Origin of the sequence: Taurinivorans muris, from assembly GCF_025232395.1 — a bacterium.
GTDB lineage: Bacteria > Desulfobacterota > Desulfovibrionia > Desulfovibrionales > Desulfovibrionaceae > Taurinivorans > Taurinivorans muris.
Genome location: NZ_CP065938.1, coordinates 833,730 through 856,119, shown reverse-complemented (window position 1 = coordinate 856,119; position 22,390 = coordinate 833,730). Strand labels below are relative to the sequence as shown.

Here is a 22,390-nt window from a genome sequence, read left to right as displayed (position 1 = left end):
ATATATGTTCAATACTTTCGGTTCTCTTTTTCGATTGACTTCTTTCGGGGAGTCCCACGGTCCGGGCATAGGCGGAGTCATTGACGGCTGTCCTGCCGGAATTGAGGTTGATGAAGGATTTATCCAGGCTGAACTTGACAAGCGCAAACCGAACAATGCGTTTGCCGGTGCGGCGGGAACCACAAGGAATGAAGCGGATAAAATAAAAATTTTATCGGGCGTTTACGAAGGACGGACAACCGGAACACCCTTTGCGTTTTTTATTGAAAACACAAATCAGAAGTCACAGGATTATTCAAAACTTGCAGACAGTTACAGACCCGGACATGCCGACAGGGGCTATGATATGAAATACGGGTTTCGCGACCCGAGAGGCGGAGGGCGTTCTTCCGGACGTGAAACCATTGCCCGTGTTGTGGGCGGAGCACTTGCCCAGCTTTATTTAAAAAAAATCGGTATTGAAATTTTTGCCTATACGGAAGCCATAGACGGCATTTATGCGAAAGATTTCGGTGAAATTTCTTTATCTTCCTGCGGTGAAAGGCAATTTTTCGCGCCCAATGTCGAAGTGGTCAATCATTGGCAAAAACGTATCGAGGAAGTCCGTAAGGATTTGGATACGCTTGGCGGTGTTGTTTGCATTGAAGCTCATGGTGTTCCGGCAGGGCTTGGAGAGCCTGTCTTTCAAAAGCTGGATGCTTGTTTGAGTTATGCCCTCATGGGGGTTGGGGCGGTTAAGGCTGTTGAAATCGGTGACGGAACAGCTGTCGCCGCGAGCCGCGGCTCAAAAAATAATGACGGTTTGCAGTATGATGATGAGGGAAACCTTTGTTATGCGTCCAATCATGCGGGCGGTATCGAGGGCGGTATTTCAAACGGACAGCCCATTATTGCGCGGGCATATGTGAAGCCTATTCCTTCGGTCGCTAAGGAGCAAAAAACCGTTTCAAAGCAAGGTGAAAATATTGTGCTGTCCATTGGGGGCAGACATGATATTTGTGCCATTCCCCGCATTGTCCCCGTTCTTAAGGCAATGGCTGCGATAACGCTTATGGATATGGTCCTATTGCAAAAACGTATGGAAAATAATGGAATTTCATAATGGGCAGGCAGGTTCAAGGCACTTTTTCTTCCGGCAACGCCGTTGAAATACGGGGCAGTATCGAGCGTATAGTTTTTCATAATGAAGAAAATGGCTATACGATTTTTCGCTTGCGTCCGGAAAAGAAGCTTGATCTTGAAACATTGGTCGGAACCATGCAAAATCCGCAAACGGGAACGCAGATCAAGGCAAAAGGCCAGTATATCGTTCATCCGAAATTCGGACGGCAGCTGCAAATGGAAAGTTATGTCGAAGAACGCCCGTCTTCTGCCGAGGGGATACGCGCTTTTTTGGCTTCAGGCTGTATCCGCGGAATCGGTCCCAAATGGGCGGAAAAAATCGTTTCCCGGTTTGGCGGCGATACGTTCAATATTTTAGATAACGAGCCTGATAAATTGCTTGAAATTCCCCGTTTTGGGCAGAAACGTCTGACTGCTGTGAAAATTTCATGGGCGGAACATCAGGGGGTTCGGGAATTGATGGTTTTTTTGCAGGAGCACGGTATCGGAGCGTCTTTTGCGTTTAGGATTTATAAGCACTATGAAAAGCATGCTCTCGATATTGTGAAAGAAAACCCTTACCGTTTGGCAATGGACGTTTTTGGCATCGGTTTCCACACGGCTGACATGCTCGCCATGAAACTCGGTTTTGACAGTAACAGTTTATTGCGGGCGGAAGCGGGGCTTTTGTATACTTTGATGGAACTTTCCGGAGAGGGGCATATTTATTATCCCGAAGACAAGCTTGTCGAAAGAACTTCCGGCGAATTGAACATCGACAGCAATCTTGTGGCGAAAGCGCTTCTGAATTTGGAAAAGGAAGAGCGTATCGTTCTTGACGAGCTGGACGACCATAAGGGCGTTTATCTATACAGACATCATGTGTATGAAACAAAAATCGCTTTTTATTTGAAACGCTTATTAAATTCTCCCCGTACCGTTTGTTTTAAAAACGCCGAAAAAAGCATAGATGCCGTGCTTGCCAAAATGAATATCGAATTGGCGGAAGAACAGCTCAATGCCGTGAATACTGCCGTGCGGTCGAAAATAATGGTGCTTACGGGCGGTCCGGGAACCGGAAAGACAACGATTTTAAATGCCATTATCAAAGTTTTCCAGTCCGCGGGAGCAAAGGTATTGCTTGCGGCGCCGACAGGGCGAGCCGCAAAGCGCATGACGGAAACAAGCGGGGTTGAAGCGAAAACCATACACCGTTTACTTGAATTCAGCCCGAAAGAAGAAGGGTTTGGAAGGAACGAAAACAATCCTTTGGCTTGTTCTTTGCTTGTTGTCGATGAAGCGTCCATGATGGACACCATGCTCATGTATCATTTAATTAAAGCCGCCCCTATGGGAACGACGCTTATTTTGGTCGGAGATGTCAACCAACTGCCTTCTGTCGGTCCCGGAAATGTGCTGCGTGACATTATCGCTTCCGGAACCGTGCCGGTTGTCGAATTGGTCGAAGTGTTCAGACAAGCGGCTGAAAGCGATATTATTTGCAATGCTCACTTGATCAACAAGGGGGAACTGCCTTATCTGCGTTCCGGTCTGAGGACTGATTTCTTTATGTTCAAACAAGAGGGCGGCGAAGAATGCGCAAATCTCATCGTTGATTTGGTGAAAAACAGAATACCCCGTAAATTCGGTTTTTCGCCGGAAGAAATACAAGTGCTTTGTCCCATGACAAAAGGCAGCACGGGAACGCAGAACCTGAACAAAGAGCTGCAAAAAGCCCTCAATCCCAGCATGTTGCAAATTGTTCGGGGCGACAAGGTTTTTAAATTGAATGATAAGGTCATGCAAATCAGGAATAATTATGATAAGGATGTTTTCAACGGCGATATCGGTTCCATCATTATCATAAATGCCGAAGACAGGGAGCTTGTTATCCGTTTTGATGAACGCAATGTCGTCTATGCTTTTGAAGAACTGGACGAAGTCGTGCCTGCCTATGCCATTACAATCCATAAATCACAGGGAGCCGAATATCCGGTTGTCATCATCCCTCTTTTAATGCAGCATTTCGTAATGCTCGAAAGAAATCTCATTTATACGGCTGTGACAAGAGGAAAGAAAATGGTCGTGCTTGTGGGGCAAATGAAAGCACTTGCCATGGGAGTGAAAAATAATAAAATCAGAAAGCGCTATACTTGGCTTGCTAAGCGACTGGCTTGTGACGAACGTTTATTGCGTGCGGATATGCTTCCTTTTGCAATGGATAAAAGAGAAGAACGAAATCAGGATGTTTCCGATAATTATGATGATATTGAGTTTTTACAGCCGATAGATGAGGAAATAATTTTTTATGACGATTATGAATAATGGAGGAAAAATGAGAATTTTTCGGTATGTTTTGGTGTTGTCATGTCTGCTTTCCGTAACCGCTTGCGGACAGAAAAAAATTCCGGTGGACAGTGTCGTTTTTGTCGCCGATGAAAAAAAGATTTCGCAATCACCGATGGTTTTTGCGGATACATTGCCTTTTGCGGAACGTGTTTTGCTGGATGCTCAGGAACAGCAAAAAAATTATGCGAAATTTAAAAAACATTTCACAGCCGCCTGGAAACAGAACAAACCGTATGCGGGAAATTTGGCTTTTTTCCGTTCTTATGTTCAGGTTGCAGGTGAAAAGCGCGGTTATGCTGAAAATTTGCACCGCTGGTCTGACAAAGAATATCAAAACTTGGCTCATAATGCGCAATATGAGCGTTTCCCTTCCGTTGCCAAAAACGCTTTGGTCATAAAAGACACAAGTTTGCGTCTGGCTCCCACGGATAAACCTTATTTTATCAATCCCAAAAAACCGGGACAAGCCTATCCTTTCGATATGTTTCAAAATTCAATTTTGAAAACAGGAACGGCGGTAAAGGTTTTTCATCTTTCCTACGACCATGCATGGTATTATGTGGAAGCGGCAAACGCCAGCGGCTGGGCGCATAGCGAACATATTGCCTTTACCTCGTCCGAAACGGAGGATTTGTGGAAAAATGCGGCAGATTATGTTGCCGTGACAAAAGATAACGCTTTGGTGAAAAGTTCCGTTCTGCAGGAATCTGTTTCTTTAGGTTCCGTGTTTCCTTTGGTTGCTGAAAATCCCTATGGATACACCGTTGCCGTGCCGCTGCGCAGCGAATACGGCGAAGCCCGCATCGAGCATTGCCATATTTCAAAAGACGCTGCGGTAAAAATGCCTCTGGTGTTGACAGCCGGCGAAGTCGCCCGCTTATCGGAACAGCTTATGGGAAATGTATACGGTTGGGGCGGAATGTACAATAACCGCGATTGTTCTTCCACGCTGCAGGATTTGTTTACGCCTTTCGGAATCTGGCTTCCCCGCAACTCCGCACAGCAGGCGAAAGCGGGGCAGCGCATCATGCTGACGGATTTATCCGATAAGGAAAAAGAAGAGCGTATCCGCGCGCAGGCGGTTCCGTTCCAAACAGTGCTCTATCTTCCCGGGCATATCGGTTTATATGTGGGACAGTTTGAAAACAAGGCCGTGATGCTGCACAATATGTGGGGGATACGTATTGATGAATTCGGACGCTTCATCGTCGGGAAAACGGTTATTACGACCCTCTATGCGGGCGAGGAACTGGAGGGCTTCGACAGCAGTCTGATGTCAAGAGTGCAGTCGCTGACAATTCTGGGAAAAGACGATGAGTTTTAGTTTTCAGATTTTGACCTACGGGTGCAAAGTCAACCAATATGAATCCCAGTCCGTACGGGAATATTGGCAGGGATTTGGAGCGAGGGAAATTTTTGAAAAAGATGAAATTCCGGATTTGATTTTGCTGTCCGGCTGTGCCGTGACCGCGCAGGGTGTTGCGGACGCACGGCAAATGGTGCGGAAAATTCTGCGGGAAACGCCCCGGACAAAAGTCATTGTCACAGGTTGTGCCGCCAGTGCGGAACCGGAGGACTTTTGTTTTGAAAATGTGCTTGCCTGCATAAGCCAGACGGCGAAATGGAACTTGCTGCATTATCACCCTTTTGAACTGCCGCGGGAATTGACGGAAAAAAATACTGTTTATCCCGATTTTTCCATACAAGGTTTTACCCGTTCCCGTCCGGTTTTAAAAATTCAGGACGGTTGTTCCCATTTTTGCACGTATTGCATTGTGCCGTATACAAGGGGCAAGGCGCGTTCCCGTCCTTTAAAGGAGAGTTTGGCAGAACTTGGGCGCTTGCTTGAGGCGGGATTTTGTGAAATTATGATTTCCGGAATTAATTTGCGTCAATATTCCGCTGACAAGCTTGATTTTTGGGGTTTTTTGCGTAGGGTTGAACGTGAATTCGGGGCTGAATGGAAAGGAAGGGCGAGAATCAGGCTCAGTTCCTTGGAGCCGGCGCAATTGAATGATGAGGGGCTTGAAACATTGGCGGAAAGTTCTTTGCTTTGCCCGCATCTGCACTTGTCTCTGCAAAGCGGTTCGCCCGGTGTTCTGCAAAGAATGGGAAGAGAGCATTATACGCCTGAATACATGGCGGAGCAAATCAGCAAGATTAAATCATTTTGGAACACGTTCGGGCTCGGTGCCGATTTTTTAATGGGATTTCCTGCCGAAACGGAAGCGGAATTGGCTGAAACGCTCGCTTTGGTTAAGGCTTTGCCGTTTACCTACGCCCATGTTTTTCCTTTTTCCGCAAGAAAAGGGACAAAGGCGGAAAATTTGCAGGGACAGCTTGAAAAACATGTGAAACAAGAGCATGCCCAAAAAGTCCGGGCTGAAATTGAAGCAAAGAAAGAGCATTTTTTGTCTGCTATGCTTGAAAAAAAAGAAATGCGTCTAAGTTTGGATGTGGGTACAAAAAGCGGCTGGAATGAGTTTTATGTTGCGTGCCGCCTTGAAAACGCTCCTCAAACCCGTGAACTGCTTGCCGTAAAGCCTGTCCGTGTTGAAAACTCCGTGCTTTATGTGGAACAAATCAATAACTGATGATAAAAGGCGAACTAAGGATAATTTATGAAAATTTTACGCAGTATGACCGGCTTTGGACGTTCGGTCCGGCATAATGAACGGTATTCTCTCATTTGTGAAATCCGCAGTGTGAACGGCAGATTTTTGGATATTAAATGGAAACTGCCCGCTTTGCTGCGGCCTTTTGAAAGCCGTTTTGAAAAAACTGCGCGTCAGCATGCCGCCCGCGGACGTGTTGAAATTTCTTTCACTTTGCAGGAAATAAACCAAAAAGGGCTTGTTTCCTTTGACCATGCGCAAGCTGACGCCATGTTGGCGGAATTGAAAAATTTAGCTGAGAAACGGGACGAAGTCTATCAAATCGATTATAACAGCCTATTGAAAATTCCGACTCTTTGGCTTGGGAACGAGGAAGAAGCAAGCGAAGAATTGGTGGAGTTCGCCCAAGAAAGCCTGCTTACGGCTTTAATGGATTGGAATGCTTCGCGCGAAGAAGAGGCGAAGGCTTTAAAAACCGACCTTGAAAACCGTTTTGAGAAAATGGGCGGGTGGCTTGCGCAAATAAACAGCATGGCCCCCGAAGTGAAGGAAAACCGTTTTCAAGCGGTGCGTGAACGGGTTCAGGAAATTTTGCAGCGCATGGAAGCTGTTCTTGACGAGAGCAGGTTCTTGCAGGAAATCGCGCTTATGGCGGATAAATTGGATGTGAGTGAGGAATGCACCCGTTTGGAAGCCCATATGAAGCGTTTGTCCGAACTTTTGGACAATGCCGAGGACGCAGGAAGAAAACTTGATTTTACCTTGCAGGAATGCTTTAGGGAAATCAATACGTGCGGGAATAAAGTGCAGGATTTTTCCGTGTCTGCGATTGTCGTCGATTATAAGAACGAGCTTGAAAAATGCCGTGAGCAGGTCCAAAATCTGGAGTGAGGGGAAGGTATGCAAAAAGAAAGCCTTATCCGTATCGGGAATGGTAATTTTGTCATCGCTTCACGCGTTGTCGCAATTTTAAATCCTGCATCTTCGCCCATGCGCAGGCTTCGTGAAGATGCTAAAAACGACGGCAGACTCATTGACGCGACCCAAGGGAAAAAAACCCGCGCCATCATTGTGCTTGATTCCAATCATGTCCTTTTATCCTCCGTCGGAGCTGAAACCATGAGTCAGCGTATTTTCGCAACAAAACAGGACGGGGCGGGACAGGGTTTTTCTGAACAGCAGGAAGAGCCAGCCGAGAAAAAATAAGCATTGGTATTTTTAAATTGATTTTAGGCTTGAGTTCGGATAACATTTTGCAAATATTTTATTGTCGCTGAATAGGGAATGATGAAATGGTGAAAAGGCAAGGTGTTCCTTTTGTTTTATGTGCTCCGTCAGGGGCGGGGAAAAGTACGCTGGCTAAAAAGCTTTGTGCGGAATTTGATTTGGCGTTTTCCGTTTCCTGCACGACGAGAGCCCCCCGGCAGGGTGAAATCGACGGTGTTCATTATTGTTTCGTGACAAAGGAAGATTTTGAAGAAAAAATCCGCAATAATGAATTTGCAGAATGGGCTGTTGTGCACGGAAATTATTACGGCACGCCTTTAAAACCGGTTCTTGAAAAACTTGAACAGGGAAAAGATATGTTATTTGACATAGATATACAAGGTGCCGCTCAATTGTCCCTTTCTTTGCCCCGTGCGAGGTTTGTTTTTGTTTTTCCTCCGTCTTTAACCGTTTTGCGGGAACGTCTTGAAAAACGCGGTACGGACAGCGCAGAAACCATTGAGCGGCGGATGAAGAACGCCCAAGGTGAAATTGAAGGTTCCCATTGGTTTGAAGCTTGGATTGTCAATGATGATTTGGATACGGCGTATGATGAATTGCGTGCTTTCTATCTTTCCTGCACGCTCAATCCGAAACTTTTTCCGCAATTATTAAAATCTGTTCTTGAAAAATAGAGGATACTATGGCTGAACTTATTGTTGCGTTGGATTTTGACAAGGCCGGCGACGCCTATGATCTTGCAGAAAAAATACAGGGTGTTGTGCCTTGGGTGAAGGTGGGACTGGAACTCTTTATTGCCGAAGGTCCGCAAATCGTGCAAAAGTTTAAAGCAATAGGCTTTAATGTTTTTCTTGATTTAAAACTCTATGACATTCCTAATACGGTGAAAGGCGCAGCGCAGTCGGCGTGTCAGGCAGGCGCAGATTTGCTGACCGTTCACTTGTCCGGCGGCAGGCGCATGTGCGAAGCCGCTTTGGAAGTGAGCCGCACTCATGGGGAAGCAATGAAGATTTTTGGTGTTTCGGTTTTGACAAGTTTTGCGGAAGGGGAACTGATAGGATATGACGGAACCCTTTCGGATCTTGTGGGACTTTTGGCGAAGGGCGCCTGTGAATGGGGTATGCATGGCATTGTCTGTTCCGGGCATGAAGTGGAAAAAATAAAGAAAATCGCACCGCAAATCAAATGCTTGACTCCCGGAATCCGCTTGGATGAAAACGGCGCGGGCGATGACCAGCGCAGAATAATGACTCCCCGCAAAGCCGTGGCGGCAGGTTCCGATTATCTTGTCGTGGGCAGGCCGATAACAAGGGCAAAAGACCCGAGAAGTGTTGCGGTTGTTATCAATACTGAAATGAATGAAGCATTGGAAGAACTTAATAAATAGGGGATCGGAGATGTCAGAAGCATTCAAACAAGATAGGATTTATGGGGTTTTTTCTTCACAGGAAGTAAAAAAAGTGGGAACAGGAACGACGACACGTAAGACGGTTTCCAAGATTTTTTGGTTTGTCGAGGAACAAGAGGACGAATCCATCGTTGTGCAGTCTATCAATGCCAATTATGTTCCGACAGGGGTGAAAAAGACCATTACAAAAGAGGTGCTGCTTGAAAAATATTCTCCGGAACCGGAATTTTACGCAAGTACCGTGTATCCGAAAATGAAGGAATTGAGCGATACGCTTGACAGTGCCGATGCCGCGAGAAAAAACGGTGAGATTTTCAGTGCGGAATTTGAATACAATCATGCATTGAAAATCGATGTGGGAAATGTGCGCGCAAACTTTGGTATTGGTTTGACCTATTTGGAAAGGGGCGATACGGAAAAAGCGAAAAATATTTTCGACCGTTTGGTTAATCTCGAAGGTGCGTATTCCGAAGAACATAAGCATTTGTTCAATGAATTCGGAATAAATTTGCGCAAATCGAAAATGTACAGCCAAGCGACCGAATATTACAACCGCGCTTTGGCGCTGAACAAAACCGATGAAAACCTTTTTATCAATTTAGCCCGCGTGCATTTGGAGCAAAAGGAATATGAAGAATGCTTCAACGCCTTGGCGCTCGCTTTGCAGATTTCCCCTAAAAATGAAATTGCGGTGAAATTTATCAATTGGCTGAAAAACAAAAATTTAATCAACGAAAAGCAGTTTGAGCAAGTGCAAGAATATATTTGATATGCGAAAAGTGATATGGAAAAAGCAAGCCGCACATTCTGAGTATGAAATTCCCGCTTCTCTTATTGAACAACTGGGAATTTCTTCTCGCCTTGCGTCCATATTGCAGGAACGGAATATTAAACACGATGAAATCGCCGCTTTTTTAAGCCCGCATTTGCGGTATCTTGCCTTGCCTGAAAAATGGCCCGGTATTGCTGAAGGGGCAAAATGCATTGCAAATGCGCTTCTTGCGGGAAAAAAAATTGTCGTTTGGGGTGATTACGATGTCGACGGCATTACCGGCGTTTGCGTTGTTTTGGAAGTTTTGCGCTATTACGGTTTCGACCCTTTATGGCATTTGCCCGAACGCATTTCCGAAGGCTACGGATTGAATGAATCGTATCTGGAAAAGCTTGCGGAACAAGGCGCAACGGTTTTACTGACCGTTGACTGCGGCATTTCTGATTTTAAAGCCGTGGAACGGGCTAACGAACTCGGGTTTACGGTTATCGTGTCCGACCACCATTTGCCGCAGGACTCTTTGCCCCGCGCCCATGTGCTTTGCAATCCCAAATTGGCGGATTGTCCTTGTTCCGAACTTGCCGGGGTAGGGGTCGCATTTTTTCTTATGGCGGAAGTCAACAGGCTTTTATCCAAGGCTTGCGGCAAGCCTAAGATGGATATGCGGGAAGTGCTTGATTTAGTGGCTTTTGGAACGCTTTCCGATATGGTTCCATTAATTGAACAAAACCGCATACTAGTGAAAAACGGCATGCTTTTGCTGAATGAAGCCCGGCGCTTGGGCTTTGCGGCTTTGAAACATGTTTCAAGAATGAACAGCAAGGACCCTCTCACCACACGGCAAATCGTTTTCGCTCTTGCTCCCAGAATCAATGCGGCGGGCAGAATGGCGGAAGCTTCGATGGCGGTGAAGCTTCTGATGTCAAAGGATGTTGAAGAAGTGAAAGAAATTGTTGCGGTACTTGACAAATATAATGAAGACCGCAAGCAAGAAGAAAAAGAAATGATAAAAGAGGCGTTGGAGCAGGCAAGGGCTCAAGAGTGTTCTCCTGCGATTTTTGTGGCAAAAGAAGAATGGAATCAGGGTATTGTCGGAATAATCGCTTCCCGTTTAGTGGAAAAGTATTACAAGCCCGCTTTTGTTTTTTGCAAAGACGGCGATATGTGGAAAGCGTCAGCAAGAAGTATCGATGCTATTAATTTGCATGAAGCCATAGCCCATTGTGCTGAATTTTTAAATAGTTTCGGCGGCCATCAAATGGCGGCGGGCGTTCGTGTTGAAGATAAGAATTTTCAAGCGTTTCAAGAATGTTTCTGTGCTTATCTGAATAAGGAATACGGCACGGACGGTTTTGAGGAAATTGTTTATTATGACGGGGAACTTTCCTTCTGTGAAGCTGTTGATTATCATTTTAAGCGGGAAATAGCTTCTTTGCAGCCCTTTGGCATATCCAATAGGGAACCCGTTTTCCTTTCTCCGGAGCTTATCATCAAGCAGGCATATTTTTACGGATATTTAAAAAATCATGTCCGGCTGACCTTATATGATGAAAGCACCAAAACAACAATCCAGGTGAAAATGTGGGGACAAGCCCATAATTTTGAGGAAAATGCCGTAGGACGGCGCATGCAGGTTTTATTTGTGCTTAATCTTGACGTGCATTCCAACTTGGAAGAACCTATAAAAATCAAGCATTGGAATTTTATCGATTAGTTGAGCCTGTTTTATGAAATATGAAATTTAACGGCATGTTATGAACATATGATTGGTTCAGGAAAAAATCGCGAAGAATAAAAGCAGGGAAAACTCTGCTTTTTTTATGGAATTTGTTGCCAAATTAAAAAAAAAAGCGTATAGGTATCTTAAGGACTATGTATGGTTTATGCAATTATTGATTTAGGTTCCAACAGTATCCGTTTATCGATTTTCAAATACGACGGGGAAAAAATAAAGCTGCTGACGAATAAGAAAGTTATGGCAGGTTTGGCTTCCTATACCAGGAACGGAATTTTAACGCAGGAGGGTATAAGCAAGGCGTGCACTGTTTTGAATAAATTCAAAATCATCATTCAAAATTCGCCTGCAAAAGGGTATGCGCTTTTTGCCACCGCTTCTTTGCGAAATATCAAAAATCGCGAAGAGGTGACGGAACAGATAAAAATCCGGACCGGAATGGCTCCTGAAATTCTTGCGGGAAGCGAAGAGGCTCGTTTGGGATTTGTCGCGATAAAACGGTATTATGACATCAATGACGGTGTTACCATTGATATTGGCGGTGGAAGTACGGAATTGGTCGTTTTTGAAAATAAAAAAATAAAATATTTGACGAGTATTCCTATCGGCAGTTTGAATTTGCAAAACAAATATGTGAAAAACATAGCCGCTACCAAAAAAGAAATGAAAAAAATGCGGAAAGTTACAAGAAAAGCTTTGGAAAAGCTTGATTGGGAACGTAAAAAATATGCGGAGCTTTATGCTATCGGAGGCACCGCAAGAGCGGTTTTGGATGTCACGAAAGAATTTTTTGAAGTGCCGTCCAAAGAAAGAAGTTTTACCGATACCAATTTAAAACATATAATGAAACGCTTATGCAGCGATGACAGTTTGGAATATAAGGCTGTGTACAAAGTTGTTCCTGAACGTATTTTTTCATTTTGCGGAGGGATAATCATTTTAAATGAAATTGTCAAACATTTTGGCATTCAACGCATAACTATCAGTAAAAACGGTATCCGCGACGGGTATTTTTGGGATAAGGTTGTGCATCAACTGGCTGAAGAGAAAAGAAAAGCGGTTGATGAAACACGGGAAGATTTTATTGAGGACGCTAATACCAGCGAAATGTGACAACATTTACGGGGGAGGACATGGAAACGAAGAACAATAAATTCATTTGTTACGACAACCGGGAATATTCCTGGTTGAAATTCAATGAACGCGTGCTTGAAGAAGCATGCATAAGAAGCGGTAATCCTTTAATCGAACGGTTGAAGTTTTTATCGATTTTTACGACCAATTTAGATGAGTTTTACATGGTTAGGGTAGGAATATTGTCTAATTATGTTAAATTCTTTAAAAAATATATTGATAATAAGACAAATTTAACGGCGCAGGAACAGCTTGACGGAATTTTCAGGATTACAAAAAAGCTTTATGCGAAACGTGACACTGTTTACGACCAAACCGTTTTCGAGCTTGAAGAAAAAGGGGTTGTTATCAAGCAAGTAAAGGAATTGTCGCAAGACGAAAAAAAGAAACTGAAAAAGTATTATAAAAAGAACATTTTTCCCTTATTGTCTCCGCAAGTTATAGATGTGTGGCATCCTTTTCCTTTTTTGCAGAATAAAAAATTGTATGTCGGCGTAGAGATTTCTGGAAAAAAAGACAGTAAATTCATTGGAATTATTCCTGTTCCCAATTTGATTAACCGTCTTGTTCCTTTGGAAGATACTGAAAATACATATGTTTTGCTTGAGAATGTCATCGAGTCTTTCGCCGATGAAATTTTTACCATGTATAAAGTGCAGGACGCAACCGTTCTTAGCGTAACCCGAAATGCGGATATTGAAGTTGAATATGAACTGAATGACGATGATTCATTGGATTATCGCCAATATATGAAAAAATTGATGAAAGGGCGTTCCAAGCTTGCTCCCGTGCGTCTTGAATTTCAGAAAAAAATGAGCAAGTTCTTCGTAATGTATTTTTTAAAGCATTTGGATATCTCCGAAAAACAGCTTTTCTATTCAAAAGCTCCTATCAATATGTCTTTCGCCTTTGCTTTGGAAGATATGGTCAGTGCGGAACTTAAAGAAAAATTGGTCTTTACGCCGTTTAAACCTAAAGAGGATATTGAACTTGCCCGTGATAAAAAGCTTGCGGACAGGATTTTCAAACAGGATTTATTTTTCCATTATCCTTATGACAGCATGCGCCCGTTTTTGAATTTGATAAAACAAGCGGCGCTTGATGAGCGGGTGCAAAGCATTAAGATCACGTTATACCGCATAGCAAAAGATTCCCAATTAGCCAATTATCTGATTGAAGCAGCTGAAAACGGTAAGGAAGTCACTATTTTAATGGAACTTAGAGCTCGTTTTGACGAGGAAAACAATATCGAATGGGCGCAGCGTTTTGAAGAAGCAGGCTGTAAAGTGATTTACGGGGCTGACAGGTATAAAGTCCATTCGAAAATTTGCATGATTACGTATCAGGAAAAAGGTTCGATCCGTTATATCACCCATGTCGGAACCGGTAACTATAACGAAAAGACAAGCCGTATTTATACGGATTTCAATATTGTTACCGCCGACGAAACGATTGGCGCGGATGCCGATAATTTCTTCAAAAATATGGCAGTCAATAATTTTGAAGGGGAATATGCGAAATTATGGATAGCCCCGTTTGGTTTCAAGCAAAATATTCTCGCCCGTATCGAAAATGAAATCGCTAAAGCCGACAGGGGAGAACCTGCAAAAATTTCCATTAAATGCAATTCTTTCACAGACTTGGAAATTATGGGTGCCTTGATAAAAGCTTCACAGCACAATGTGCCGGTAACGCTTATCATACGCGGAATTTGCTGCCTTGTTCCCAAAGTTCCCGATTTTACAGCCAATATCAAAGTTATCAGCATTGTGGGAAGATTTTTGGAACATTCCAGAATGTATTCCTTCGGTGTTGGCGAAGAGCAAATCATGTATATTTCTTCCGGGGACATGATGACAAGAAATACGGAAAACCGCATTGAAATTTGTTGTCCTGTTGAAAATAAAGCTATTAAAGAAAAAATCAACGGAATTATCGGGATAATTTTAAAAGATACTTCAAAAGCCCGCGAGTTAAAAGCAAAAAAACGGTATCATCGTGTTTTGCCAAAGAAAAATGAAGCGCCTGTCAATTCGCAGGAAGTTTTTATGAAATAGAAATTCTCTTGGAAAGCAGTGAAAACCCACCCGCCCAGTGAACAGCGGGTGGGTTTTTTTATCGTATTCCCGTTGTGAATGCTTCTTTAAGCCAAGCGGGAATCCTGATCGGTTTTCCCTGCGTGTTGGTGCAGGCATGCAAGGTTGAGCCTGTTGTCAGAATTTGGCTGAAATCTTCGTTGTAAATTTCATATTCAAACCGTAGGGAAGCATTTTTCCATTCGGAAACAGCAATACGGACATTGATCACATCATCATAACGCGCCGGTTTTTTGTATTTTATGACGAGCTCGGAAGCCGGAAGCATTATTCCGCGTTCTTCCATATTTTTGTATGGAAAATTTGCCGCGTGTCCGTAAGCTGTGCGGGCGCGTTCAAAAATATGGGCGTATTCCGCATAATAAACAACACCCATGGCATCTGTTTCCCCATAAGAAACGTGATGGGTATAAATGATATTCGGTTGTGCAAAGTCGGGATTGAGCATTCTTTTCCTCCGAAGGCGTTTTGTTTATTATAATTATTTTCTGTTTGCTTGCAAGAAAATCCGTAAGTCAAAAAAATGTCTTTTCTGACAGGGATGTTGCAGGCAATTTATATAAAATATCCCTATAATATATTGAATTATAAATAAAATTCATGTTTGGCATGGTCTGTGCTAATACTTGGGCATAGGTAATGGAGGTTAATATGAAAAGTTTAGATCAAGACCATATGCAGTTGGTCAGCCGTGTAATGGACATGCAATTGCAGCGTCAAAACGTGATCATGGGTAACATAACGAACGTAAATACTCCAAACTATAAGCCTTTAGAACTCACATTTGAAAAAGAACTGCAACAAGCCTTGAATTTGGACGCGAAAGGTAAGATTTCCCGCACCAGTTCCGAGCATATTCCGTCAGTTTTTGACAGTAAAACATTTAATGCCGATTGGCTCAAACGTTTCATGCCAAGGCGCGCTCATGGTGAAGACCGTGTGAATATCGATAAGGAAATGGTAAAAATGGCTAAAAACAATTTGCAATATACAACATTGTCCCAAGTTACGAAAAGCGGTTATGATTCTTTGAAATCAATCATAACGGAAGCATCAAAGGTATAATAGGGTGGCATTATGGATTTCATGACAGCATTGGATGTGAGTGCATCAGGATTAAGCGCTGAAAGAACTCAATTGAATATTACGGCAATGAACCTTGCGAACGCAAAAACAACGCGTATGCCGGGCGATATCGGGCCATACCGCAGAAAAGCGGTCGTAAAGGAAGTGAGCGACCTTGACAATCCTTTCGGAAAACACATGGAAACCGCTTTGGACAGACAGGTGAAAGGCGTGAAAGTTGTCGGTATTGCGACAGATTCCCGTCCGAATAAACGTGTGTACGAACCGGGGCATCCGGATGCCGACGAAGAGGGCTATGTGCTTTATCCGGATATCAACGTTGTTGAAGAGATGGCGATGATGATGACGGCACAAAGAAATTATGACGCAAACACGACAGCTATCGATACAATTAAAGCCATGTATACAAAAGCTTTAGAAATAGGCAAATAATAGGGGTTTGACATGAGTATTCCAATGACAGGATTAGTTGCATATAATAAGGCATTGGCAGATTTCCAGTCCACACAAAAAAGCGTGGCGAAATCAACGGTCAATTTGCAGAGGGAAATTCCTACCGTACAAAAATCTTTTGGCGAAACCTTGACAGAATCCATAAAAGAAGTAAATAATTTGCAGCAGGCAAAAAATGATATGATAACATCTTTTGCTTCAGGTGAAACGCAAAATGTTCATGAGCTTATGATCAGCATGCAAAAGGCGAGTGTTGCCATGAACCTTACTTCCGCTGTTCGCAATAAGGTTATTGAAGCCTATAAAGAGATGAGCAAATTACAATTCTAATTGACGTTTAGGGGTTTGGTATGCATCCGATAGTTGAAAAAAACATAGAAAAAGCAAAGAATTTTTGGGGTAAATTCACTTTAAACCAAAAAATCATGATAGGAGCAGGTTTTGCTTTTGTTGTTGCCGTTTTGACAATTTTCACTATTTGGGCGACCCGTCCTAATTTTCAAACCCTTTATACGAATCTTTCTGCAGAAGACGCAAACCGTGTCGTCAATATTTTAAAAACAAATAATGTGCCTTACGAGCTTGCAGAAAACGGCACTGCCGTCATGGTTCCTGATTCCATGGTGCATTCATTGCGCATTCAGATTGCAGGTGAAGGAAATTTGGTGGGACAAGGAATCGGCTTTGAAATTTTTGATACCGTGCAAATGGGGCAAACGGATTTTGTGCAGCGTATCAATTATCAAAGAGCGCTGCAAGGCGAACTTGCGAGAACGTTATCAGAATTTCCGAATGTGGAAAGCGCGAGGGTTCACCTTGTCATTCCTGAAAAAAGCCTTTTTATCGAAGAACAGCAAGAACCGTCAGCATCGGTCATTTTGCGTTTGAAAGAACCCGGAAAGCGTTTCGAGAAGAAAGAAATTGATGCAATGGTCAATTTATTGACAATGTCCGTGGAAGGTTTGGAATCTTTCAATGTGTCCATTTCCGACAATAACGGCAAGGCTCTTTATGCTCCCAAGGAAGAGGGCGGAGTAAACGACACCCAGCTTGATTACCGCCTGCGTTATGAAGCAAATCTTGAACGAAGAATACAGGAATTGCTGGCGCCTGTGCTTGGCATGGGTAAGCTTATCGCTAAAGTAAGCGCAGACATCGATTTTAGCCAGCGCACCATCCGCCGCGAAATTTTCGACCCCGAAAGCCAGGTTGTGCGTTCCGAACAAAGAACGGAAGAACAGCAATCCGGACGTGCCAACCTCGGCGCCGATGCCGCCGATATCAACTTCCGCGGGGACGGGCTTGGCAATTCCTTGAGCACGCAGGACGGCAACCGTGAAGAACGTTTGACCAACTATGAAATCAATAAGGAAGAACAGAACATCATTACCGATAAGGGCAGTGTCCGCCGTTTGACTGTTGCTGTCGCCGTTGACGGGTATTATGCCAAAAATGAACTCGGCGTTTGGGAATATGTTCCCCGCACGGAGGAAGAACTCAACCAAATTAAACAATTGGTCGCAAACGCCGTGGGTATTGATATCGCACGCGGCGATACCGTTGAAGTAAGCAATATGGCGTTCGGCGATAGCGTTGTTCCTGTCGAACCTACCGCGATCGAACTGCTTATGGAATTTGCAAGGACAATGGGAACTCCTCTGCTTACGGCTTTGCTCCTTTTCGTCTTCATCATGCTTGTTGTCCGCCCTGCAATTTTGACCCTTATCCGTCCGAAAGTGGAAGCCGGGGAAGTGCTTGAAGGCTTGGAAGGCTTGCCTTCCGCCGAAGAACAATATGCCTTGTATGAAGCACAGGAAAAAGAAGCGAAAGAAGCTGCCGAACGGGCAAGACAATCCTTGTCTATTGAAAGCGAAACGGAAGAAGATTTATACGGGCTCAGCCCTCTTGCAACACTGGATGAAGTCAAAGGAAGCGCGCTGCAGCTTGCGGAAAGGAATATGGATCAAACCCTTCGCTTGATGCGCCGCTGGATGCAGCAGGATAAAAAGGAAATCAAGGCTGCTTAGAGGTTGATATGAGTGCAATGCCGGAAAAAAATGAGGAAAAACGCAAAGAAAGCGTAAGGGAATATCAGCAGCGCCTTACGGGAATAAAAAATGATATCGTGACGCTCGGGGAACGGAACATGGATAACACTATCCGCATCATCCGGCGTTGGCTCAACGACGATATGCGGATTATCAACCAGTACATATTGGAACAATACGGAAAAGATATTCATTATCCGAAATAAGAAAAACTTGTTTTTGAGGGAAACGGGTTTTCATAAGGTATCTGCGTGTTGTTGGTGAAAACACAAGGATTGATTGTGATTGAACGGGGTAACATGATAATGGTACCATATTTTTCAGCATTGAGGTTTTTATGAGAATTATTGTTTTTGGCGGTGATGGTTTTTGCGGTTGGCCCACAGCATTGCATCTTTCAAATTTAGGGCATGAAATTTTAATTGTCGACAATTTTTCCAGACGCAAAATAGACATTGAATTGGGAATAGAGTCCCTTACTCCTATTTTTTCAATATACGACCGTATCAAAGCTTGGAAAGAAATTTCCGGCAAAGAAATCCAGTTCAGAATGCTTGATATTGCTCAAAATTACGAGGCGCTGCTTCAACTTTTTATGGAGTATCGGCCTGATACGGTAATTCATTTCGCGGAACAGCGTTCAGCCCCTTATTCAATGAAAAATCCCGAAACAAAACGGTATACTGTGAATAACAATATCGCCGCCACGCACAATATCTTGGTCGCCATCACAAGTTCAGGTTTGAATATACACCTCATCCACCTTGGAACAATGGGGGTATACGGGTATACCTCGCATGGTATGGTTATTCCGGAAGGGTATCTTCCTGTTGAAATTCAAGCGGGCGATACGAAGCTGAAACAGGAAATCCTTTATCCTGCCAATCCCGGCAGTGTCTATCACATGACAAAGACGCTGGATCAGCTTTTATTTTATTATTATGCGAAAAATGACAAATTGCGCATTACTGATTTGCATCAAGGTGTTGTTTGGGGAACGCAAACAAAAGAAACCGTTTTAAGTGAGCAGCTGATCAACAGATTTGATTATGACGGAGACTACGGCACGGTTCTGAACAGATTTTTATTGCAGGCAGTTTTGAAATATCCTCTGTCCGTGCATGGAACAGGCGGTCAGACAAGAGGGTTCATTCATATTCAGGATACCGTGAAATGTTTGCAGCTTTCTGTTGAAAATCCTCCTCAAAACGGGGAAAGGGTTTGTATCAGAAATCAAATCACGGAAACCCATAGGGTGCGTGATTTGGCTCAGATAGTCAGCAAACTGACCGGTGCTGAAATTGCTTATATTCCCAATCCGCGAAACGAAGATAAGGAAAATGATTTGGATGTTTCCAACGCCTGTTTCTTGGAGCTTGGCTTGAACCCGCATAAGCTTGAAACCTCTTTGCTTACGGAAATAAAAGAAATTGCGGAAAAATACAAGGATAGGTGCGATATCGGTAAAATTCCCTGCCACTCCTACTGGAACAAAGAAATTGAAAAGAAAATACTGAACTGAAAAAAGGGCGTTACCGCCCTTTTTGGTTTTTGATACCATTAAAAATTTGCCGCAGCATTTTATGCCGGTCCGAACACGGCGAACTGATTTTCAACTATGCATGTTTCATATGGCATTATTCTGCCCCCGCTTTTTGGAAGCAAGTCCCATGCTTTGGTAAATGGCGTCCATGTCAACATGTTTTCTGATTACGTCCGCAAGTTTGTTGAGCGATGTTTCAAGCGTGTAAGGCGTATAGTCGGAAACGGGGTTTAGTCCTTTAAAAGCACGGACATGATTAATGAAATTCAGACGGAAAACATCATTGTCAAAAAGTCCATGGATATAGGACGCCCAAACGTTTTCACACGTATAACCATAAATGTTTTGTTCGCTGTCAAGAAAATATCCCTGAATTTGTTTTGTCGTGCCGGGCAGTTCTTCGCTTTTTCCATGGTGGATTTCGTAACCGCAGACGGAGCCTTCCAAGGGACATCTAACATTTTCCACGAGCGTCAATTGTTTTTCCTTATGGAAGGTGGAACTGAGGGGTAAAAGATTGAAGCCTTCCGTCCGTTCTTTTTCCGTTTCTATATGTTCCGGGTCCAAAATTTCCTTGCCGAGCATTTGCAGTCCTCCGCAAATTCCAAGGATGAAAGCGCTTTTTGCCAATTCGAGAATTTTGTCAAATAAGCCGTTTCGTTTCAATTCTTCCAAATCGGCTGCGACGCTTTTTGAACCGCCTAATATGATGAGGTCCGGGGAACCTATGTCGTGTACGGAGTATACCGGACGGACAAGGCAGTGTTTTTCTAAGGCAAGCGGTTCAAAATCCGTGTGATTGGAAATTTTTCCGAACATGATAAGAGCAATATCGAGCTTTCTGTTTTTATCAGCATAATCGGGAATTTTCTCTTGGACGATTTTTGGGGCGTTCCATAAAGCACCTGCCATATCTTCTTCAGGAAGCGCGATGTCTTTAATAAATGGAATGACGCCGAGAACTTTTTTGCCGGTGATGTTTTCCAAATACTCATGGGCGGGGGCTAAAAGGGAGCTGTCCCCTCGAAAACGGTTCACAAGGAAACCGGTGAAAAGTTTTTCCTCTTGCGCAGTGAACGTTTGCCATGTTCCGAGAAAGGAGGCATAAACGCCCCCTCTGTCGATATCGCCAACAAGAAGAGTTGAAGCCTGTGCATATTCCGCCATTTTGAGATTGACAATATCATGTGCTTTGAGGTTGATTTCCGCAGGGCTTCCGGCGCCTTCCAACACCATGATATCCGCTTCTTCCGCCAGTTCGTCATAGGCTTTTGCCGCAATTTCCCACAGTTCCGATTTTTTTTCGTAATAATCGCGGGCGAGGGCGGTGCCGATTGGTTTGCCGAGCGCAATAATCTGCGAGCCCATATCTGTTTGCGGTTTTAATAAAATGGGGTTCATTTTGCTGTCAGGTTCCGCATTGCAGGCTTTTGCCTGCACTATTTGCGCTCTGCCCATTTCTTCGCCTTTAACCGTAACTCCGGAATTGAGTGACATGTTTTGGGCTTTGAAAGGGCGGACGGTGTAGCCGTCTTGTGTGAAAATGCGGCAAAATCCTGCTGTCAATACACTTTTTCCCGCATTTGAGGACGTTCCCAAAAGCATGAGGCTCGGTTTTTTCTTTTTTTCCCGAATGGGGCTGTTGTGCAAAATATTGGCAATCGCATTGCATAATTTGGTATGTTCAGCAGGAAAGCGAACCGCGGCACGGTAACAATTCTTATTTTCCAATCCTAAATAATTCGCACAGTTACGAATGGAAATATGATGTTTTGTCAATAAGTTTTGCCAAAAATGCGGGCAATTTCGCTCTAAGGAAAAAAGGATATAATTCGCCCAGGAAGCATAAAGTTTAATACCGTTGATTTGTGAAAGCTTTTGATATAAATCAAGCTTTCGCTCAAAATTTTGTTGTTTTGTTTTTTGGCTGTCTGCTTGAACCTGTTCTTTTTGCGTGAAAAGTGTTTTCGCAAGGGCTATGGCAAAGCTGTTCACATTCCATGCAGGGAGCTTGTTTTGAATTTTACTGGCGAGTTTTTCATTGCAGGCGAGGTAACCGAGGCGTATGCCCGCCAGCGCGTAAAACTTCGTGAGAGAACGGACTATGATAAGATTAGGGGGAAAGGTTTGTTTGCTAAACGTATCAAGCAGGCTTTCTTCTCCGCTGTATTCGATAAACGCTTCGTCAAGAACAAAAAAGCGGTCTTTGTGCTTGGCGATGATTTGCATGAGTTTATTGTTTTTTATGAGAAATCCGGAAGGATTGGCAGGATTGGCAAGAAAAACAAGGCTGTTTGCAGGAAGAGCGGAAATGGCATTATCTATTTTCCGGTTGATTTCATGCTGTTCTTCCTGGATAGTATCGTTTGAAAAGTCAAAATGTTCCGCATGTTCCGCACAGATTTGCGGACTGAGACAAAAAATGAGCGTTTTTGCCTCGATACCGGCTTTTTCAAGGGAAAAACGGTATTCACTGAAAGCGGGTTCCGCAATATAGGCTGTGCGGTACTTTTCTTCAAAAAGAGCCGCGCAAAGGGCTTGAAAAAGTTCGTTGCTTCCGTTTCCGAAAACAAAATTATCAGGCTCCAATCCATGGTTTTTGGCACAAAGTTCTTTAAGTTCCTCGGCATGAGGGCTTGGGTACCGGGCAAGGTTGTTGATATTTTTGATGATGCTTGATTTTAAAAAGTCAGGCATGCCGTCAGGGCGGACATTGACGCTGAAATCAAGGAGCGTATTTGGGTCAATTCCTGTTTCTTTGTTCCAATGGTAAAAATCTCCGCCATGGCTTTGTTGCAAGAGCAAGTTTTTATTCACAAAGAT

Annotated in this window: 20 protein-coding genes; 18 read left to right on the top strand and 2 right to left on the bottom strand. The window is 43.7% G+C overall.

All coding sequences use genetic code 11. The features are described from left to right. Nucleotides 1–4: 4 nt before the first annotated feature. From aroC to ppk1, 12 genes are all read left to right on the top strand, one after another. Nucleotides 5–1,102 carry a chorismate synthase gene (gene aroC, locus JBF11_RS04045; protein ID WP_334316101.1) on the top strand — a complete coding sequence of 366 codons (1,098 nt, stop codon included), beginning with the start codon at nt 5–7 and terminating at the stop codon, nt 1,100–1,102. Beyond that, nucleotides 1,102–3,426, top strand: a complete 2,325-nt coding sequence (gene recD2 / locus JBF11_RS04040) for an SF1B family DNA helicase RecD2 (RefSeq protein WP_334316100.1) — start codon at nt 1,102–1,104, stop codon at nt 3,424–3,426. Before aroC ends, recD2 begins: the two co-directional genes overlap by 1 nt. A 10-nt stretch (nt 3,427–3,436) precedes the next feature. Further along, nucleotides 3,437–4,774 carry a C40 family peptidase gene (locus JBF11_RS04035; protein WP_334316099.1) on the top strand — a complete coding sequence of 446 codons (1,338 nt, stop codon included), beginning with the start codon at nt 3,437–3,439 and terminating at the stop codon, nt 4,772–4,774. Further along, nucleotides 4,764–6,044: a MiaB/RimO family radical SAM methylthiotransferase gene (locus JBF11_RS04030; RefSeq protein WP_334316098.1), complete on the top strand. Its 1,281-nt coding sequence runs from the start codon at nt 4,764–4,766 to the stop codon at nt 6,042–6,044. Before JBF11_RS04035 ends, JBF11_RS04030 begins: the two co-directional genes overlap by 11 nt. 27 nt (nt 6,045–6,071) lie before the next feature. Next, nucleotides 6,072–6,956 carry a YicC/YloC family endoribonuclease gene (locus JBF11_RS04025; protein ID WP_334316097.1) on the top strand — a complete coding sequence of 295 codons (885 nt, stop codon included), beginning with the start codon at nt 6,072–6,074 and terminating at the stop codon, nt 6,954–6,956. Between the two features lie 9 nt (nt 6,957–6,965). Beyond that, nucleotides 6,966–7,271, top strand: a complete 306-nt coding sequence (locus JBF11_RS04020) for an extracellular matrix/biofilm biosynthesis regulator RemA family protein (protein ID WP_334316096.1) — start codon at nt 6,966–6,968, stop codon at nt 7,269–7,271. Between the two features lie 86 nt (nt 7,272–7,357). Then, entirely contained in the window at nt 7,358–7,966 is a 609-nt protein-coding gene (gmk, locus tag JBF11_RS04015) for a guanylate kinase (protein ID WP_334316095.1), read from the top strand. A gap of 8 nt (nt 7,967–7,974) precedes the next feature. Then, nucleotides 7,975–8,679 (top strand): orotidine-5'-phosphate decarboxylase, encoded by a 705-nt coding sequence (gene pyrF, locus JBF11_RS04010; protein WP_334316094.1) that lies wholly within the window; start codon nt 7,975–7,977, stop codon nt 8,677–8,679. Nucleotides 8,680–8,689: 10 nt separating this feature from the next. Continuing rightward, on the top strand, nt 8,690–9,469 hold the full coding sequence (locus JBF11_RS04005; protein WP_334316093.1) for a tetratricopeptide repeat protein: 780 nt from the start codon (nt 8,690–8,692) through the stop codon (nt 9,467–9,469). A 1-nt stretch (nt 9,470) separates the two neighbouring features. Continuing rightward, entirely contained in the window at nt 9,471–11,186 is a 1,716-nt protein-coding gene (gene recJ, locus JBF11_RS04000; RefSeq protein ID WP_334316092.1) for a single-stranded-DNA-specific exonuclease RecJ, read from the top strand. 162 nt (nt 11,187–11,348) lie between these two features. Further along, nucleotides 11,349–12,320 carry a Ppx/GppA phosphatase family protein gene (locus JBF11_RS03995; protein ID WP_334316091.1) on the top strand — a complete coding sequence of 324 codons (972 nt, stop codon included), beginning with the start codon at nt 11,349–11,351 and terminating at the stop codon, nt 12,318–12,320. A gap of 20 nt (nt 12,321–12,340) precedes the next feature. Next, complete coding sequence (gene ppk1, locus JBF11_RS03990; RefSeq protein WP_334316090.1) at nt 12,341–14,398, top strand: polyphosphate kinase 1; 2,058 nt, start codon at nt 12,341–12,343, stop codon at nt 14,396–14,398. A gap of 58 nt (nt 14,399–14,456) precedes the next feature. On the opposite strand, the gene JBF11_RS03985 is transcribed toward ppk1, so the two are convergent. After that, the gene (locus JBF11_RS03985) at nt 14,457–14,885 is read right to left on the bottom strand and encodes an acyl-CoA thioesterase (RefSeq protein ID WP_334316089.1); all 429 of its coding nucleotides are present in this window, start codon (nt 14,883–14,885) and stop codon (nt 14,457–14,459) included. A gap of 203 nt (nt 14,886–15,088) precedes the next feature. Between JBF11_RS03985 and flgB the strand changes: the two genes are divergently transcribed. The 6 genes from flgB (at nt 15,089) to JBF11_RS03955 (ending at nt 19,546) form a co-directional block, all read left to right on the top strand. Continuing rightward, nucleotides 15,089–15,502 carry a flagellar basal body rod protein FlgB gene (flgB, locus tag JBF11_RS03980; protein ID WP_334316088.1) on the top strand — a complete coding sequence of 138 codons (414 nt, stop codon included), beginning with the start codon at nt 15,089–15,091 and terminating at the stop codon, nt 15,500–15,502. A gap of 12 nt (nt 15,503–15,514) precedes the next feature. Then, the gene (gene flgC, locus JBF11_RS03975; RefSeq protein ID WP_334316087.1) at nt 15,515–15,955 is read left to right on the top strand and encodes a flagellar basal body rod protein FlgC; all 441 of its coding nucleotides are present in this window, start codon (nt 15,515–15,517) and stop codon (nt 15,953–15,955) included. A 12-nt stretch (nt 15,956–15,967) separates the two neighbouring features. After that, the gene (gene fliE / locus JBF11_RS03970; RefSeq protein ID WP_334316086.1) at nt 15,968–16,306 is read left to right on the top strand and encodes a flagellar hook-basal body complex protein FliE; all 339 of its coding nucleotides are present in this window, start codon (nt 15,968–15,970) and stop codon (nt 16,304–16,306) included. A gap of 20 nt (nt 16,307–16,326) precedes the next feature. Further along, on the top strand, nt 16,327–18,003 hold the full coding sequence (fliF, locus tag JBF11_RS03965) for a flagellar basal-body MS-ring/collar protein FliF (RefSeq protein WP_334316085.1): 1,677 nt from the start codon (nt 16,327–16,329) through the stop codon (nt 18,001–18,003). An 8-nt stretch (nt 18,004–18,011) separates the two neighbouring features. Then, entirely contained in the window at nt 18,012–18,230 is a 219-nt protein-coding gene (locus JBF11_RS03960; protein ID WP_334316084.1) for a hypothetical protein, read from the top strand. 131 nt (nt 18,231–18,361) lie between these two features. After that, on the top strand, nt 18,362–19,546 hold the full coding sequence (locus JBF11_RS03955) for an NAD-dependent epimerase/dehydratase family protein (protein ID WP_334316083.1): 1,185 nt from the start codon (nt 18,362–18,364) through the stop codon (nt 19,544–19,546). A 105-nt stretch (nt 19,547–19,651) separates the two neighbouring features. Here the strand turns inward: JBF11_RS03955 and JBF11_RS03950 are convergent, their stop codons facing one another. After that, nucleotides 19,652–22,384 (bottom strand): cobyric acid synthase, encoded by a 2,733-nt coding sequence (locus tag JBF11_RS03950; RefSeq protein ID WP_334316082.1) that lies wholly within the window; start codon nt 22,382–22,384, stop codon nt 19,652–19,654. Nucleotides 22,385–22,390 lie beyond the last annotated feature (6 nt).

Coding starts and splice junctions, on each gene's coding strand:
- JBF11_RS03995 (WP_334316091.1), top strand. CDS start 11,349: ATGGTTTATGCAATTATTGATTTAGGTTCCAACAGTATCCGTTTATCG.
- JBF11_RS04005 (WP_334316093.1), top strand. CDS start 8,690: ATGTCAGAAGCATTCAAACAAGATAGGATTTATGGGGTTTTTTCTTCA.
- JBF11_RS04035 (WP_334316099.1), top strand. CDS start 3,437: ATGAGAATTTTTCGGTATGTTTTGGTGTTGTCATGTCTGCTTTCCGTA.
- pyrF (WP_334316094.1), top strand. CDS start 7,975: ATGGCTGAACTTATTGTTGCGTTGGATTTTGACAAGGCCGGCGACGCC.
- flgC (WP_334316087.1), top strand. CDS start 15,515: ATGGATTTCATGACAGCATTGGATGTGAGTGCATCAGGATTAAGCGCT.
- fliE (WP_334316086.1), top strand. CDS start 15,968: ATGAGTATTCCAATGACAGGATTAGTTGCATATAATAAGGCATTGGCA.
- recJ (WP_334316092.1), top strand. CDS start 9,471: ATGCGAAAAGTGATATGGAAAAAGCAAGCCGCACATTCTGAGTATGAA.
- JBF11_RS03960 (WP_334316084.1), top strand. CDS start 18,012: ATGAGTGCAATGCCGGAAAAAAATGAGGAAAAACGCAAAGAAAGCGTA.
- JBF11_RS03955 (WP_334316083.1), top strand. CDS start 18,362: ATGAGAATTATTGTTTTTGGCGGTGATGGTTTTTGCGGTTGGCCCACA.
- ppk1 (WP_334316090.1), top strand. CDS start 12,341: ATGGAAACGAAGAACAATAAATTCATTTGTTACGACAACCGGGAATAT.
- gmk (WP_334316095.1), top strand. CDS start 7,358: ATGGTGAAAAGGCAAGGTGTTCCTTTTGTTTTATGTGCTCCGTCAGGG.
- JBF11_RS04025 (WP_334316097.1), top strand. CDS start 6,072: ATGAAAATTTTACGCAGTATGACCGGCTTTGGACGTTCGGTCCGGCAT.
- JBF11_RS03985 (WP_334316089.1), bottom strand. CDS start 14,885: ATGCTCAATCCCGACTTTGCACAACCGAATATCATTTATACCCATCAC.
- aroC (WP_334316101.1), top strand. CDS start 5: ATGTTCAATACTTTCGGTTCTCTTTTTCGATTGACTTCTTTCGGGGAG.
- JBF11_RS04030 (WP_334316098.1), top strand. CDS start 4,764: ATGAGTTTTAGTTTTCAGATTTTGACCTACGGGTGCAAAGTCAACCAA.
- fliF (WP_334316085.1), top strand. CDS start 16,327: ATGCATCCGATAGTTGAAAAAAACATAGAAAAAGCAAAGAATTTTTGG.
- JBF11_RS04020 (WP_334316096.1), top strand. CDS start 6,966: ATGCAAAAAGAAAGCCTTATCCGTATCGGGAATGGTAATTTTGTCATC.
- recD2 (WP_334316100.1), top strand. CDS start 1,102: ATGGGCAGGCAGGTTCAAGGCACTTTTTCTTCCGGCAACGCCGTTGAA.
- flgB (WP_334316088.1), top strand. CDS start 15,089: ATGAAAAGTTTAGATCAAGACCATATGCAGTTGGTCAGCCGTGTAATG.